The organism is Tenacibaculum aquimarinum, from assembly GCF_022478115.1.
Taxonomy (GTDB): Bacteria; Bacteroidota; Bacteroidia; order Flavobacteriales; family Flavobacteriaceae; genus Polaribacter; species Polaribacter aquimarinum_A.
Genome location: NZ_JAKGSC010000001.1, coordinates 1,159,418 through 1,173,553, shown reverse-complemented (window position 1 = coordinate 1,173,553; position 14,136 = coordinate 1,159,418). Strand labels below are relative to the sequence as shown.

The following is a 14,136-nucleotide window of genomic DNA, read 5'->3' as shown; positions in this document are numbered from 1 at the left end:
CTATTTAACAACCAAAAGGAGTAATAGAACATCTTTCTATTACTCCTTTTTATATGGTTAGTTTTATTTTTTTCTTGAGAAACAATAAACTTTAACAATGTCTTTAACATTTCATTAAGAAGTGCGCATAACATGTTTACTTAACTTCGTGAGCTAATTCAAATAACCAATATACACATGTCTAAAAAACTAATCTCACAGCTATTAATAGTTGTCTTTGCTTTTAGTTTTTCCCTTGACGCTGAAGCTCAAAGGAAAAAAAAGAAAAATAAAAAAGACGACAAAAAAACTGAAGTAAAAAAACCTGCTGCTAAACCTAAAAAAGGCGAAATTCAGCCTTATGGAAAAGTTGTTACTAAAGACCATACTACAGATGAAGGTCTTTTTAAAGTACATACAAAAGACGAAAAATATTTATTCGAAATACCAGACTCTTTATTAGAAAGAGAAATGTTAATGGTAACTAGAATTGCTAAAACAGCAAGCGGACTTGGTTTTGGTGGTGGAAAACAAAACACACAAGTATTACGTTGGCAGAAAAAAGGAAAAAGAGTATTACTAAGAGTAGTTTCTCATAATGTTGTAGCTGATACAATTTTACCTGTACATGAAGCTGTTGTAAACTCTAATTTTGAGCCTATCTTATTCAGCTTTCCTATTAAAGCATTTAGTAAAGACTCTACAGCAACTGTAATAGATGCTACAACACTTTTTACTACAGATGTTAAAGCTTTAGGTTTTCCTGATAGAAGTAGAAAGCGTTACAAAGCAACAAGAATGGATAAAGAGCGTTCTTTTATTGAAAGAATTAGCAGTTACCCAGAAAATATTGAAGTTCGCCACGTAAAAACGTATGCTTCTTCTGCTCCTCCTTCAAACAGAAGTGTAGGTTCTATTTCTATGGAATTAAGCAACTCAATGATTTTACTTCCTAAAGTACCAATGAAAAGACGTTACCACGATGAGCGTGTTGGATGGTTTACAAGTTCTCAAACCGATTATGGTTTAAAAGCCCAAAAAAGTAAATCTGTTACTTTTTTAGATAGATGGCGTTTAGAAGTTAAAGATGAAGATTTAGCTAAATTTAACAGTGGTGAATTAGTTGAACCAAAAAAACAAATTGTTTACTATATAGATAGAGCAACTCCAAAAGAGTGGGTTAAATACATAAAACAAGGTATTGAAGATTGGCAAGTTGCTTTTGAAGCAGCTGGTTTTAAAAATGCAATTATTGCTAAAACTCCACCTACAAAAGAAGAAGATCCAGAATGGTCTCCAGAAGACGTACGTTATTCTGTTGTACGTTATTTAGCTTCTCCAATTCCAAATGCAAACGGACCTCATGTTAGTGATCCAAGATCTGGAGAAATTTTAGAATCTGATATTAACTGGTACCACAATGTAATGACTTTATTACACAACTGGTTCTTTATACAAACCGCAGCAATTAATCCTGATGCGCGTAGCAACGAATTTAAAGAAGAAGTAATGGGACGTTTAATTCGTTTTGTATCTTCTCATGAAGTTGGTCATACGCTAGGTTTACCTCATAACATGGGAAGTTCTGTTGCATATCCTGTTGAATCTTTACGTTCTGCAGCATTTACAAAAGAATTTGGAACTGCTCCATCAATTATGGATTATGCTCGTTTTAACTACATAGCACAACCAGAAGATAAAGGTGTTGCTTTAATGCCAAATATTGGTATTTATGACAAATACGCAATTTCTTGGGGATATCGTCCAATTTTAGATACTGACAACGAAAAACCAGTTTTAGATAGCTGGATTTTAAAACATGCAGGTGATGCTAAATACAGATTTGGTCATCAACAAGCAGGAAATGTAATTGACCCAAGTTCTCAAACTGAAGATTTAGGTGATGATGCAATGCGTGCAAGTGATTACGGAATTAGAAACTTAAAAAGAATTTTACCAAGATTAGAAGAATGGACTTCTGAAAAAGGTGAAAACTATGACGAATTACAAACAATGTACGGTCAAGTATTAAGTCAATTTAACCGTTATATGGGACACGTAGCTTCTAATGTTGGTGGTGTTTATGAAAACTTTAAAACATCTGACCAAGAAGGAGCTGTTTATACCCATGTTGCCACAGAAAAGCAAAAAAGAGCTGTTGCATTTTTAAATAAGGAATTATTTACAACGCCAACTTGGATGTTAAATAATAACATTTTTAATAAAACTCAATTTTCAGGTTCTGGAGACAGAATTATGGGAATGCAGTCTGGAGCATTATCTAAATTATTAAAGCCAGGTAGATTAACAAGAATGGTTGAAAACCAAACTTTAAATGGAACTCAAGCATACTCAATTTTAAGTTTAATGACTGACTTACGTAAAGGCGTATGGTCTGAATTATATTCTAGAAAATCTATAGATGTTTACAGAAGAAATTTACAAAGAGCACATATTGATAGATTAGGTAAATTAATGACTTTAAAAAGCCAAAGAGGTGCAAATGCAGGATATTTTAAGCAAACTAATGTAAACGCTACTTTATCTGACATCAAACCTGTTGTTAGAGGTGAATTAAACAGAATTAAGCGTGATACTAAAAGAGCTATTGCAACTGCTCCAAACACACTTACAAGATACCACTTGCAAGATGTGGTTGAAAGAATTGAAGAAATTTTAGATCCTAAATAAGGTTTCCTAAATACATAAAAAAAATCCCGAGCAAATTGCTCGGGATTTTTTGTTTTATAACAATTTTCCATAAATAGAATAGCTCTTTGTATTACTGTAGAAAAAAGTTATATTTACAGTATAACGACAACTAAAAACTTTTCTTATCCTGTTTTATTTATGGGATATCAGCAGTAAAAGTTAAGATATAACGAGTTTAGCTTTAATTAAATGAAATCCGCTAAAATGAATCATATTTCAATGGAATTTAAACCTTCTCAACTAGGAGAAACTAAAAAAGTTTTTTTGGAAAATGGCTCATCAATCTCTACAAAATGGAAAAAAAATAATGAATATATAATACGCTACAAACCGGAAAATTATGCGGACTATTATTCACCATATTTCTTATTTGAATTTGAAAATAGAACTTTAAAAAGAATGATTCCATATCCAAATAAAAGGTCATTTGCATATATGGCTCTTATTATGATTGGATTTATATATTTCAAAGGAATTAAACCTGATTTGTATTTGATACTAATTGGTTTTTCAATAATTTTTGTTTTTTTATTACAAGTTGTTGTTGGAATTGCAGCCTATCAGAAAATAAAAAATAATATTTTCGGAAAGAATGAAACGTCTGAAATAAAAAACTAAAGCTAACAATGTATAAAAATAATCGCTCAATTTTGGGCTTAACCAAAGGTCGTTGCAGGTTTGCTACGTCTGATTTTCCTTCGGAAAACCCTCGCATACAAACTCGCAACTATTGTTATACATAAACGTAGTTAATACACAAGATGAAATATATCAAGAGAAAAGAAGTCTTTAAAGATCAAGTATTTGCTTCATTCATATCTGGATGGCAGAAAACAAGATATCCTTCTGAAATTGCTGAAAGAAAAGAAGGCGAATATTATGACGAAAAAACTGACAGTTTTCGATTTTATTCACAAAATGAACTAAACTCTTTACTTGATAGAGAAATTACCGAGTACAAAAAAATAACAGATGAAATTAAAGAAGTTGATTTTGAAATGACTTCTACAATCGTGATCGATTCACCTTCAAATAAAGATGAAATCATCTATTTAACCGAGGTTATGGCTTCGTTAATGAAAGAACATAAAATTGAGTTTACTTTTATTCCATTATTCAATTTATCATGGTTTCATGAAAAAATTACAGGACATCATCCTTCCACTAAAAAGTCTTACTCTAGTTTAAAAAAATTCATCGGAAAAGAAAAATATAATGGAGGCATAATAGTCTCTGATTATTTAGAATTAAAAAAAATGTTGCCCGATTATTTTAACTTAATACAATCAAACTATTTTGGTTATAGTTTTTTTTATTCAGAAACTTTAAAAACAATTTGTTCGTTTCATTACAGTGGACAAATTTGGTTTTATATTTACTCAGAAGATGCAATGAAAAAAATTGAATCGTTTATAAATCAAAACAATCTGATTATAAATGACGCATATACTAACTACAACAAATAGAATCTGAACTATTAGAAATAAAAAAATCCCGAACTGCGTTCGGGATTTTTTTGTTTTTTATATCATCTGTAAGTTACTTAACTCTAATTTTGTAAGCTCTCTCCAACGTCCACGAGGTAAATTCTTTTTAGTCATACCAGCAAAAATTACTCGGTCTAACTTTACAACTTTATAACCAACGTGTTCAAATATTTTACGTACAATTCTGTTTCTTCCAGAATGAATTTCGATACCAACTTCTGTTTTCTTTTGTCCTTGAACATATTCTACAGCGTCAATAAAAACCTTCTTTCCTTCAATAACTACTTCTCCACGTAATTTCTGTAAATCTTTTAAATCTAACTTTCTATCTAAAGAAGCATGGTACAATTTACGAACATCGTGTTTTGGATGCGTTAATTTTTTTGCTAATTCACCATCATTTGTAAACAATAATAAACCAGTAGTATTTCTGTCTAAACGACCAACAGGATAAATTCTTTCCTTTGTTGCATTATCAACCAAATCCATTACTGTACTTCTACCACGATCATCGTCCATAGTAGTAATATAGTTTTTAGGCTTGTTTAATAAAATATAACGTTTTTGCTCAATAGAAATTAAAGAACCATCAAAACGAACCTCATCTCCAGGTTGTACTTTATGTCCCATTTCTGTAACTAAATTACCATTAATAGTTACACTTCCATGTTCTATATACGTGTCTGCTTCTCTACGAGAACATATACCAGAGTTAGAAATATACTTGTTAAGTCTTATACCAGAAGTCTCACTTTTTTGAGCTTGCGGTTTAGCTTTTGGCTTAGAAGTTGTGTTTTGAAATCTTTTTTTTGCTTGAGGATTGTTGCGCTTACCAGCTTGTCGTCCTCTCGACGAGTTATTCTTTGAATCCATTTTTTTGTTTTTAAAATGCGTGCAAAGATAGTACTTTATTTAAGATTGAAGGGTAACCTTTTAATAATGAATATTATAATTTGTCAATTACCTTTTCTAAAAGTAATGATGTATCAATAAAAATTAAACTAAAAACTCCTATTAACAAGAGTATTTTCAAGATATTATGTAACTTTCTATATTGATTAGTTTGCGTATATTTTACAAGAGAAAAACCTACATACATCAAAGTAAGCATAGCCATATAAAAGTAATATTTCATACCGCTAATTGCTGGATTTATTAATAAAAATACAACAGGAATTAATGTTAAAAAGAGTAATAAAATTGCAAATTGTTTTGTCTTTTGTTCTCCGTATTTTATGGGAAACGTATTATAATTGTTAGCAATTGCTCCTTTAATGTTTTCCAAATCTTTTATCAATTCTCTTATCATAATTACTAAAAACAAGAAAAAAGCATGAACAAAAATTATTTTAGAGAAATTTTTATAATGTACAAAAACTACAAAAAAAGGTAAAATTGTTAGTATTGTTGCAGATAACAATCCAATAAAAGGGTACTTTTTTAATTTATGTGAATAAAACCAAATACAAAAAATGTAACCAGAAAAGAACAAAGCTGCTCGCCAAGAAACTAACCAACCAAAGAAAAAACCAAGGAAATTTAAAAAGAAATATAAAGACAATTTTGTTTCTTGTCTTACATAATTATCTAAGTTGGTTTTTATCGGTTTGTTAATTCTATCTGCCTTATCATCATAAAAATTATTAATAATATAACCTGCTGCAACCGCACAAACTGAAGCTATTACTAAATACAGTAAATGCCAATCGAACAAGACACTTTTTAAGGAATTCTTAGATGAAAAAATAAAAATTGCTGCTAAGTATTGCGCTGCAATTAAAACTAAAATGTTGTAACCTCTTACAACAGATAGTAAACTGAAAATTTTGTAAAATATAGATGTTTGCTTAGTAGCATTCATACTTACAAATTTAGAATCGATACACCAATTCTAATTTATAATCTTGCAAACTTTTTTGAGCTTTTTCATAGTCTTCAGTAAAACCAAGAATATAACCTCCGCCACCAGAACCGCAAAGTTTAAGGTAATAATCGTTGGTTGTAATTCCTTTTTCCCAAACTTTATGAAAAGCTGTTGGTATCATTGGTTTAAAGTTCTTTAAAACAATTTTAGATAAACTTTTAACATTACCAAAAAGCGATTTTACATTTCCTTTTAAGAAATCTTCTATACAAGCATCTGTATACGTTGCAAACTCTTCGTTAATCATTTTTCTAAAACCTTCGTTTTTCATCTTATTCATAAAGATAGAAACCATAGGTTCTGTTTCACCAACTTGCTCAGAATCTAATAAGAAAACTGCTCCTTTTCCTTCTTTTTGAGATGGAATTCCTGCAGCTTCAATATTTTCTTTTGAATTGATAAGGATTGGTAAACTTAAATAAGAGTTTAAAGGATCTAAACCAGAACTTTTACCGTGAAAAAAAGATTCCATTAAAGAGAAAACTTGTTTTAAAACTAACAATTTATCTCTTGTTAAGTTTTCTAAAACTGTAATTTTATCTGCTGCATATTTATCGTAAATAGATGCAACTAAAGCACCGGAACTTCCAACTCCGTAACCTTGTGGTATCGAAGAATCGAAATACATTCCGTTATCAATATCTTTCTTTAAATCACTTAAATTAAATGAAACAAGATCCGTATCTAAACCCGCTAAATACGTGTAATACTTAGCTAAACTTTCGTTAGACTTTTTAGCTTCACCAGATAAATTTTGCACTGATTTTAGTGCGCCTTTATATGAGTTGAATGGAATTGCTAATCCTTTAGAATCTTTAATAATTCCGTATTCTCCGAAGAGTAAAATTTTAGCGTAAAAAAGTGGACCTTTCATCTAATTTCAAATAATTTTATACAAAAATACTGATTAATATTAATTAATTCACTGATTAATAGTCGTTTTTATAGAAAGTTTTCCATACACCAACCTTTTCTCCGTTGCTATATTTACCTCTAGATTCTATTTTTCCGTTTTTATAATATGATTTAAAGATACCGTTTCGCTTACCATCTTTGTATTTTGCATGCTCTTTAAGTTCTCCAGACTCATGAAATTCTTTTCTATTCCCTTCTAATTTTCCTTTAGAAAAATTAAGCGAATGGGATAGTTTACCAGACGGAAAATAATATTGTACCAGTCCTTCAAATTGTTCATTATCATAACCATTAGTAGTACTAAAACCTTCCATTTGTTTTGTACCGTCTTTATAGTAATCTACAATCCAAAATCCATTGTCTTTTGGTTGTGGAGCTGGTCTGTAAAATTCAGCTTTATCTTTGGTTGTTTTTTGCCAATTAGCATCTAACCAAATTGTTTCTTGAGCAGTTACTGATGTTGTTAAAAACCCAATAAATAGCAGTACTAAAAATGTAGAATTTTTCATAATAGTGGGATTTATTTGCGAAGTAATTTACAACTTTTTTGCGCCAAATCCTACCGAATCTGCTATAAACTGTCCGTTTTGACAATATTTAGACAATTGATTATCAATAAATTGAAGCACATTTTCTTTTTCTTCCGAAGGAAAAAGCACGTGTACATTTGCGCCTGCATCTAATGTAAAACAGATATTACTATTGGTTTCTGCTCTATATTTCCAAATTTTATTAATGATTTCTAATGTGTTCGGTTTCATTAAAATAAAGTACGGATTACTCATTAACATCATTGCATGCAACGTTAATGCTTCACTTTCTACCAAGCTTATAAACTCTTTAATTTCTCCATTTTGAAGAATCTTAGACAGTTTTGCTAAATTATCATTTGCTTGTGTAAACCTGCTTTCTGCATACGGATTATTATGCATTAAATTATGTCCAACTGTTGAAGAAACTTGTTTTTCTCCTTTATCAACTAATAAAATTACATCTTGATAATCATCAAAAATTGGTGCTACTTTGTGCGGAAATTGTACACCAAATAAATCTGAACTTCCTTCAATTTCTGGATGATTTCCCCAAACAACCAAAGGTCCTTCAATACTTCTACTTGCACTTCCAGAACCTAAACGTGCTAAAAATGATGCTTTTTTATTGATGAATTCTGAAGATAAATCTGGATTTAATGCTTTTTCTAAACTCAATAAACACATAGCAATTGCACTCATTCCACTTGCAGAAGAAGCAATTCCACTACTGTGTGGAAAAGAATTTTCCGAAGAAATTGTCATTTTATAGTCTAAAATATAAGGACAATATTGTTGAATTCTCTCAAAGAATTTAGCAATTTTAGGCTTAAAATCGTCTTTCTTTTTTCCTTCAAAAAACAATTCGAAATCTGCTTTTTCATTTCTAGAAACCTTCTGAAAATCAATTGTAGTATTGGTATGACAATTGTTCAATGTAAAACTTATAGAAGCATTCTTTGGTATTTGCGGTTCACTTTTCCCCCAATATTTTACCAATGCAATATTACTTGGCGTTTGCCATTTTGCCGAAAACTTTTCTACTTGCTTTACTTCCGAAGAAAATATAAATTCTGATGTATTCAACGTCTTAAATTTTGCTGTAAAGATAGAATTTAGCCTACACTTCTGCTAATTTTTGTAAAACGGTTTCTTTGTAACTTCTACTAATTGGAATTGCTTTCTTGCCAATTTCAATAAATTCATTGGTATAAGAAGTAATTTGAGGCAGCGAAATTATAAAAGACCTGTGCGTTCTCATAAATTTTGCAACAGGCAACTTACTTTCAATATTAGAAATGGTTTCTCGAGTAACAACTACACTGTTTTGTAAAGTGATTTTAATATAATCACTCAAACTTTCAATAAATAAGATTTCATCGAAATTAATTTTAACCATTTTACGCTCTGAACGCACAAAAATAAAATCATTTTTCTCAATTACATCCTCTTTTTCAAATCCAACTTTACCTGCAACTGTTGTTTCAAAAAACTTATTTACTGCTTGCAAAAAACGATCAAAAGCAATGGGTTTTAACAGGTAATCTACCGCTTGTAAATCAAAACCATCTACGGCGTATTCTCTATATGCAGTTGTAAAAATTATTTTTGTTTTCTTCGGAATAGACTTAGCCAAAGACAATCCAGATATTTCTGGCATATTAATGTCAAGAAAAAATAAATCTACTTTTTGAGTGTTCATTATTTGAAAAGCTTCCATAGCATTTTTACAACTCTTTATTAACTTCAAATTCGGAATTTTCTCTACAAAAGATTCTAAAACATCTCTTGCAACTGGCTCATCATCTACAATTACGCAGGTTATTTTAGTAGTCATTTTTCAAGATATTTAAACTATTAATTTTCATTTTTAAAGCTACAACAAACAATTGATTTTCTTGTTCAATTTTTAATTGATGCCCGTTTGGATACAACATTTCTAATCTCTTCTTTATGTTTTCTAATCCAATACCTATTTCATTTATTACTTCTTGCGAAGTAGAATTAGTAATTTTAAAGAATAGAAATCCGTTTTCTATAATTATTGAAATAGTAACATTTAGTTTTCCGTCAATTATGGCTCCGTGTTTAAAGCTGTTTTCTACAAACGGAATTAACAACATCGGTGCAATTTGCACATTCTTAGCATTTCCTTCTTCAGAAATCTGTACTTCTAAAGTGTCATGAAACCTCATTTTCTCTAAAGAAACGTAATCTTTTAAATGATCTATTTCGTCTTGTAAAAGCACCGCAGGTTTTTCAACTTGATATAAAATATAGTCTAATAAGTTAGATAATTTTAAAATCATTTCTGGAGCTTTATCTGCCTTTTTTAGCGCAAAACCATAAATTGTATTTAACGAATTGAACAAAAAATGTGGATGAATTTGCATTTTCAAGAACTTTAACTCCTGTTCTTTTAGTTGTAACTGCGTTTGTAAAAATTTGTTTTTTAAGTCTTCGTTTTTAATGCTCTGTTTATAATTATGGATAAACATACCAAAAGTAATTACTATAAAAATCACAAAATAAACACCAAGTATAATGAACAAAAATCCTTTTGTAATTGGAGTTATATCTTCCGATTTTAGATAATCAGAAAAAATTAATCCAAAGAAAATTGAAACCACCACAAAAAAGTACGAAACAATAAATGTGTAGATACTATATAAAACAAAGAGGTTTTGTTGCTTTTTAACCAAATAGGTTGGCACTAAATAGTACAAGAAAAAATAGCTTACAACTATGGTTATGGGCATTAAAAATAATGAAAACCTATTTATATACTCAACATTATTACTTCCGTAACCTAAAAAATAATTGTAGAAAAAATAGATACCAACCCAAAAGCACAAATGAATTGCTACTGTAATTAATACTGTTAAAATTGGTGTGCTTTTTTTCATAGCTTGCAATATCTATTTTTTTAGAAACATTTATGGACTTTTGCGACAAAATTCAGGATTTTGTAGATAAGTAACCATTTTTCTAAAATTAGACTTAAAACTGTTATTTTTACTTAAAAATAAGTCAATAGTCGAATAAAATATTAAAAAGTACTTTCTTAATTTACATTTGAAACATATTAACTTTAAAACTATTTATTATGAATTTTTTATCTGAAGGCGGTCCATTATTTATGTACACAATCTTATTATGCTTACTTGTTTGTGTAGCCTTAATTATTAAAACCTTTTTAAAAGGTGACGCTAACAATAAAACAAGAAAATTAATTAAACATGTAAGTTTATTTGCTTTAATCTGGGGTTTTCTAGGCTTTATGATTGGAATGATTAGTGCTTTAGATGCTATTTCAATGGCAGGTGACATAGCAACTCCTGTTCTTGCTGGTGGATTAAAAATTGGAATGTTATCTCCTACTTTCGGAATGGTTGCTTTCTTAATTGCGCGTTTAGGCTTAATTGGATTGACATTAAAAGAAAAATAATATTGATTTTTTGATTCGATAAAAAAATACTCATTTCAATTACTGAAATGAGTATTTTTGCATTATGCGAAAAATAAAATTATTATGGGATTTTAGAGGTGAAGATGCACAAGAAACTGCAAAACACCACACCATTCATTTAAAAGAATTTGCTCAAATTGAAAGTTTATCTTTTCATGAAATTGATATTCAAGAGAAAAATCCAATGTTATTTTCTGCTTTTATCACTATTGATGAAAAAGACATGAAAACTTTTAGAGATGCGCTAAAACCTCATCGTGGCGAATTGGCCGATTAGTTTTCTAAAATTTCTTTAATGTTGGGTTTAAAATAATTTGGACCTTTTAAAACTTTCCCATCTTCTCTGTAAATTGGCTTTCCGTCTTCGCCTAGTTTACTCATATTACTACGCTGAATTTCATTAAAAACCTCTTCAATTTTATCTTGCATTCCGTGTTCTATAATTGTTCCGCATAAAATATACAGCATATCTCCAAGTGCATCTGCAACCTCAACTAAATCGTTATTTTCTGCCGCTTCTAAATACTCTTCATTTTCTTCTTTCATCAACTCAAAACGTAACTTTTTTCTGTCTTCAGAAATTGCTACTGTTGGGTTATTTTGAATATTTAATTTGAATGCTGTATGAAAATCGTGTACTGCTTTTATTTTGTTCTTCATTTTTATATTTTATGTAAATTGTTTTAAAATTCTTGCTGGCATAATTTTTAAAGCCCAAGCTACCAAAAGCCATCGCTTAGAAATATAGGCTACTCTTTTTTTCTTTTTAATTGCTGTGTAAATTTGTTTTGCTGCTTTTTCTACCGGAACCATCCAGAAAATCTCTTCTCCTAAAGCCATTGGTGTATCAACAAAACCAGGTCTAATATCGGTAATAAATACTTTCTTAGATTTTATAGTTTTTGTTTTAAAATACAAACTCTCTAAATATGCTTTTTGATAGGCTTTAGATGAAAAATAAACTGGTGAAGACCTATTTCCTCTAATGGAAGCTATGGAAGAAATACCCACCAAATGTCCAAATTGCTGTTTTCTGAATAAATTATATGCCAAAGTATACAATTTTGTAACTCCTAAAACATTGGTATTTATGGTTTGCTCTTCTTTGCCCCATTCTAACTTCGGATTTACAAAACCAACTCCCGAAGATTGCACAATTAAATCAACTGTTTTAAACTCATCAACAATTTCAAAAAACACTTTTTCAAGGTCTTCTATTTGTTGAATATCGTTTTGCTTGATTACAATTTGCGATGGAAACTCTGCTTTAAGCTCCTCAAGTTTCTCTAATCTTCGTCCCGTAATGGCTACTTTGTAATTATTTTGAACCAGAATTTTAGTTAATTCATATCCAATTCCAGAAGTTGCTCCAAATACAATAGCTTTATTCATATAATATCGTAATTTTGCTAAAAATACTAAACATAACGTTTTTTAACGCGTTTTGTTAATTACTATTAATAACCTTATGAGTTTACTTATTGCCACTAAAATGTTTACAACAGGAAGAATTGTTTTTGCAATTTGCTTTATTATAGTTTTTGTTGGTTTTATGATTTTTAGCTATATAAAAGATGCTAAAAGTCACTCAATTCACTATAAAAACACTGCTAAATATGTAGGAATTGCATTAATTACTACAATTGCTGTTTTAATTTTATCGAAGTATATTTTTTAATATTACTTTAATTGAAAATGAATGTGATCGTCATGCCTTACTGCTCCGCAGCCATGAAATCTAATCTTATCGCTCGATAAATTTAATCGATTTTTTAAATGTGGTTCAATAAATATTTTACCTACTTCCTTTTGATTCACTAATATTTCAATCAAGTCTTTATTAGCTTTATTTGAAAAAGCGATGTCTTTATTTATAGTTCCTAAAGTTAAATACTTTGGAAAATCATACTGCCAATAACCTTTATCTTTACAAAATTCAGTTTGATTAAATTCTTTTGTTGTAGAATTTTCATAAACCCCATAACCACTTATTGATGGTTTTTTATTAGATAACGCTTCATTTGTTGCATAAACGAAAGATATATCAATCTTCTTTCCATCGTTATGACTTAAATGCGGAAGCAATGGAAACTTATCAAAAAATGGAAAATTTGCATCAAGATATATTAATTTTATTCCTTTATTTTTAGTTGAAAAATCTATCGCAATTTTAGAAATTACAGTATTCAATTCTGGCTTTACATAATTTCTATTTGCCAATTTATAAAAGAAAGAATGTGCTTGAAGAACTTCACTTTCTTTAATTTTTTCTCTCCCAAAAAAAGGCGAAATATTTGGGACAATAATAAAAGTAGCTATTAAGTAAATAATGGAAAAATACAAGAACCTTCTTAAAGCTTTCTTTTCAGAATTCTTTTTTACTAAAAAAAGAGAAACCAAATAAATGACACCACCAATTTGCGTTGCTATAGTTAGCAATAGAAAAATAAATACGTGAAACAATAATTTAAGAAAAATCATATTTCTTTATATCGAAAACAATCTGTTGTGTGATCATTAACCATACCAACAGCTTGCATATACGCGTACATTACTGTTGAACCCACAAATTTGAATCCACGTTTTTTTAAATCTTTAGATATTTTATCTGACAATGCTGTCGTTGCAGGAACATCTTCTCTTTTATGAAACGTATTTACAATTGGTTTGTCATCTACATAACTCCAAATAAATTTTGAAAAAGAGCCGAATTCTTTTTGAATTTCCATAAATAAATTCGCATTTGTAATAGCACTTTTTACTTTCAATTTATTTCTTATTATTCCGGTATCTTGCAATAAGGAATCGTATTTTTCATCAGAATAAAGTGCTATTTTCTGATAATCAAAATCATCAAATGCTTTTCTAAAGTTTTCTCTTTTTTTTAGAATTGTAATCCAACTTAAACCTGCTTGAAAAGTTTCAAGAATTAAAAACTCAAACAATGTTTTATCATCATAAACAGGTGTTCCCCATTCTTTATCGTGGTAATCAATATAAAGTTGATCACTATTAACCCAAAAGCATCGTTTTTTATCCATTTTATATTTTTAAAATTGAAATTTAGTTAAAATTCTATGAAAAACGGAATAATTTTTGCAACTTTATAGAGTATAAACA

At 29.4% G+C, this 14,136-nt stretch carries 17 protein-coding genes; 6 read left to right on the top strand and 11 right to left on the bottom strand.

Annotated elements, in window-relative coordinates:
* Positions 1-177 precede the first annotated feature (177 nt).
* The 3 genes from L1S33_RS05480 (at position 178) to L1S33_RS05470 (ending at position 4,157) form a co-directional block, all read left to right on the top strand.
* Entirely contained in the window at positions 178-2,670 is a 2,493-nt protein-coding gene (locus L1S33_RS05480; RefSeq protein ID WP_240561543.1) for a zinc-dependent metalloprotease, read from the top strand.
* Between the two features lie 225 nt (positions 2,671-2,895).
* Positions 2,896-3,309 (top strand): hypothetical protein, encoded by a 414-nt coding sequence (locus L1S33_RS05475; RefSeq protein ID WP_240553126.1) that lies wholly within the window; start codon positions 2,896-2,898, stop codon positions 3,307-3,309.
* A gap of 143 nt (positions 3,310-3,452) precedes the next feature.
* Positions 3,453-4,157, top strand: coding sequence for a hypothetical protein (locus tag L1S33_RS05470; protein ID WP_240561542.1), 705 nt, complete (start codon positions 3,453-3,455; stop codon positions 4,155-4,157).
* A 57-nt stretch (positions 4,158-4,214) separates the two neighbouring features.
* Here L1S33_RS05470 and L1S33_RS05465 read toward each other — a convergent pair whose 3' ends face one another.
* The 7 genes from L1S33_RS05465 to L1S33_RS05435 all read right to left on the bottom strand — a co-directional run bounded on the left by L1S33_RS05465 (position 4,215) and on the right by L1S33_RS05435 (position 10,453).
* Positions 4,215-5,051 (bottom strand): pseudouridine synthase, encoded by an 837-nt coding sequence (locus L1S33_RS05465; protein WP_240553130.1) that lies wholly within the window; start codon positions 5,049-5,051, stop codon positions 4,215-4,217.
* Between the two features lie 73 nt (positions 5,052-5,124).
* Positions 5,125-6,039, bottom strand: a complete 915-nt coding sequence (locus tag L1S33_RS05460; protein ID WP_240561541.1) for a geranylgeranylglycerol-phosphate geranylgeranyltransferase — start codon at positions 6,037-6,039, stop codon at positions 5,125-5,127.
* Between the two features lie 10 nt (positions 6,040-6,049).
* A complete protein-coding gene (locus tag L1S33_RS05455) occupies positions 6,050-6,976 on the bottom strand; it encodes a mevalonate kinase family protein (RefSeq protein ID WP_240561540.1) in 927 nt (308 codons plus the stop codon).
* 55 nt (positions 6,977-7,031) lie between these two features.
* Positions 7,032-7,526 carry a toxin-antitoxin system YwqK family antitoxin gene (locus L1S33_RS05450; protein ID WP_240561539.1) on the bottom strand — a complete coding sequence of 165 codons (495 nt, stop codon included), beginning with the start codon at positions 7,524-7,526 and terminating at the stop codon, positions 7,032-7,034.
* Positions 7,527-7,553: 27 nt separating this feature from the next.
* Positions 7,554-8,633 carry a diphosphomevalonate/mevalonate 3,5-bisphosphate decarboxylase family protein gene (locus tag L1S33_RS05445; protein ID WP_240561538.1) on the bottom strand — a complete coding sequence of 360 codons (1,080 nt, stop codon included), beginning with the start codon at positions 8,631-8,633 and terminating at the stop codon, positions 7,554-7,556.
* 34 nt (positions 8,634-8,667) lie between these two features.
* Entirely contained in the window at positions 8,668-9,384 is a 717-nt protein-coding gene (locus L1S33_RS05440; protein WP_240561537.1) for a LytR/AlgR family response regulator transcription factor, read from the bottom strand.
* On the bottom strand, positions 9,374-10,453 hold the full coding sequence (locus L1S33_RS05435; RefSeq protein WP_240561536.1) for a sensor histidine kinase: 1,080 nt from the start codon (positions 10,451-10,453) through the stop codon (positions 9,374-9,376). Before L1S33_RS05435 ends, L1S33_RS05440 begins: the two co-directional genes overlap by 11 nt.
* Positions 10,454-10,653: 200 nt before the next feature.
* On the opposite strand from L1S33_RS05435, the gene L1S33_RS05430 reads away from it, so the two are divergent.
* Together L1S33_RS05430 and L1S33_RS05425 are read left to right on the top strand one after the other, a co-directional pair.
* A complete protein-coding gene (locus tag L1S33_RS05430; RefSeq protein ID WP_240561535.1) occupies positions 10,654-10,995 on the top strand; it encodes a hypothetical protein in 342 nt (113 codons plus the stop codon).
* 61 nt (positions 10,996-11,056) lie between these two features.
* A complete protein-coding gene (locus L1S33_RS05425) occupies positions 11,057-11,293 on the top strand; it encodes a hypothetical protein (RefSeq protein WP_240553199.1) in 237 nt (78 codons plus the stop codon).
* On the opposite strand, the gene L1S33_RS05420 is transcribed toward L1S33_RS05425, so the two are convergent.
* Positions 11,290-11,676 carry a nucleoside triphosphate pyrophosphohydrolase family protein gene (locus L1S33_RS05420; RefSeq protein ID WP_240561534.1) on the bottom strand — a complete coding sequence of 129 codons (387 nt, stop codon included), beginning with the start codon at positions 11,674-11,676 and terminating at the stop codon, positions 11,290-11,292. The genes L1S33_RS05425 and L1S33_RS05420 overlap by 4 nt on opposite strands.
* A 9-nt stretch (positions 11,677-11,685) precedes the next feature.
* Positions 11,686-12,408: an SDR family NAD(P)-dependent oxidoreductase gene (locus L1S33_RS05415; protein WP_240561533.1), complete on the bottom strand. Its 723-nt coding sequence runs from the start codon at positions 12,406-12,408 to the stop codon at positions 11,686-11,688.
* 76 nt (positions 12,409-12,484) lie between these two features.
* Between L1S33_RS05415 and L1S33_RS05410 the strand changes: the two genes are divergently transcribed.
* Positions 12,485-12,694: a hypothetical protein gene (locus tag L1S33_RS05410; RefSeq protein ID WP_237267398.1), complete on the top strand. Its 210-nt coding sequence runs from the start codon at positions 12,485-12,487 to the stop codon at positions 12,692-12,694.
* Between the two features lie 2 nt (positions 12,695-12,696).
* Here the strand turns inward: L1S33_RS05410 and L1S33_RS05405 are convergent, their stop codons facing one another.
* Together L1S33_RS05405 and L1S33_RS05400 are read right to left on the bottom strand one after the other, a co-directional pair.
* Positions 12,697-13,497, bottom strand: a complete 801-nt coding sequence (locus tag L1S33_RS05405; protein WP_240561532.1) for a hypothetical protein — start codon at positions 13,495-13,497, stop codon at positions 12,697-12,699.
* Positions 13,494-14,057 (bottom strand): DNA-3-methyladenine glycosylase I, encoded by a 564-nt coding sequence (locus L1S33_RS05400; RefSeq protein WP_240561531.1) that lies wholly within the window; start codon positions 14,055-14,057, stop codon positions 13,494-13,496. The genes L1S33_RS05405 and L1S33_RS05400 overlap by 4 nt, the downstream gene beginning before the upstream one ends.
* Positions 14,058-14,136 lie beyond the last annotated feature (79 nt).

Excerpts from the sequence above, each read along its gene's own strand:
- L1S33_RS05480 (WP_240561543.1), top strand. The coding sequence starts at position 178 with ATGTCTAAAAAACTAATCTCACAGCTATTAATAGTTGTCTTTGCTTTT.
- L1S33_RS05475 (WP_240553126.1), top strand. The coding sequence starts at position 2,896 with ATGAATCATATTTCAATGGAATTTAAACCTTCTCAACTAGGAGAAACT.
- L1S33_RS05470 (WP_240561542.1), top strand. The coding sequence starts at position 3,453 with ATGAAATATATCAAGAGAAAAGAAGTCTTTAAAGATCAAGTATTTGCT.
- L1S33_RS05465 (WP_240553130.1), bottom strand. The coding sequence starts at position 5,051 with ATGGATTCAAAGAATAACTCGTCGAGAGGACGACAAGCTGGTAAGCGC.
- L1S33_RS05460 (WP_240561541.1), bottom strand. The coding sequence starts at position 6,039 with ATGAATGCTACTAAGCAAACATCTATATTTTACAAAATTTTCAGTTTA.
- L1S33_RS05455 (WP_240561540.1), bottom strand. The coding sequence starts at position 6,976 with ATGAAAGGTCCACTTTTTTACGCTAAAATTTTACTCTTCGGAGAATAC.
- L1S33_RS05450 (WP_240561539.1), bottom strand. The coding sequence starts at position 7,526 with ATGAAAAATTCTACATTTTTAGTACTGCTATTTATTGGGTTTTTAACA.
- L1S33_RS05440 (WP_240561537.1), bottom strand. The coding sequence starts at position 9,384 with ATGACTACTAAAATAACCTGCGTAATTGTAGATGATGAGCCAGTTGCA.
- L1S33_RS05435 (WP_240561536.1), bottom strand. The coding sequence starts at position 10,453 with ATGAAAAAAAGCACACCAATTTTAACAGTATTAATTACAGTAGCAATT.
- L1S33_RS05430 (WP_240561535.1), top strand. The coding sequence starts at position 10,654 with ATGAATTTTTTATCTGAAGGCGGTCCATTATTTATGTACACAATCTTA.
- L1S33_RS05420 (WP_240561534.1), bottom strand. The coding sequence starts at position 11,676 with ATGAAGAACAAAATAAAAGCAGTACACGATTTTCATACAGCATTCAAA.
- L1S33_RS05415 (WP_240561533.1), bottom strand. The coding sequence starts at position 12,408 with ATGAATAAAGCTATTGTATTTGGAGCAACTTCTGGAATTGGATATGAA.
- L1S33_RS05410 (WP_237267398.1), top strand. The coding sequence starts at position 12,485 with ATGAGTTTACTTATTGCCACTAAAATGTTTACAACAGGAAGAATTGTT.
- L1S33_RS05405 (WP_240561532.1), bottom strand. The coding sequence starts at position 13,497 with ATGATTTTTCTTAAATTATTGTTTCACGTATTTATTTTTCTATTGCTA.
- L1S33_RS05400 (WP_240561531.1), bottom strand. The coding sequence starts at position 14,057 with ATGGATAAAAAACGATGCTTTTGGGTTAATAGTGATCAACTTTATATT.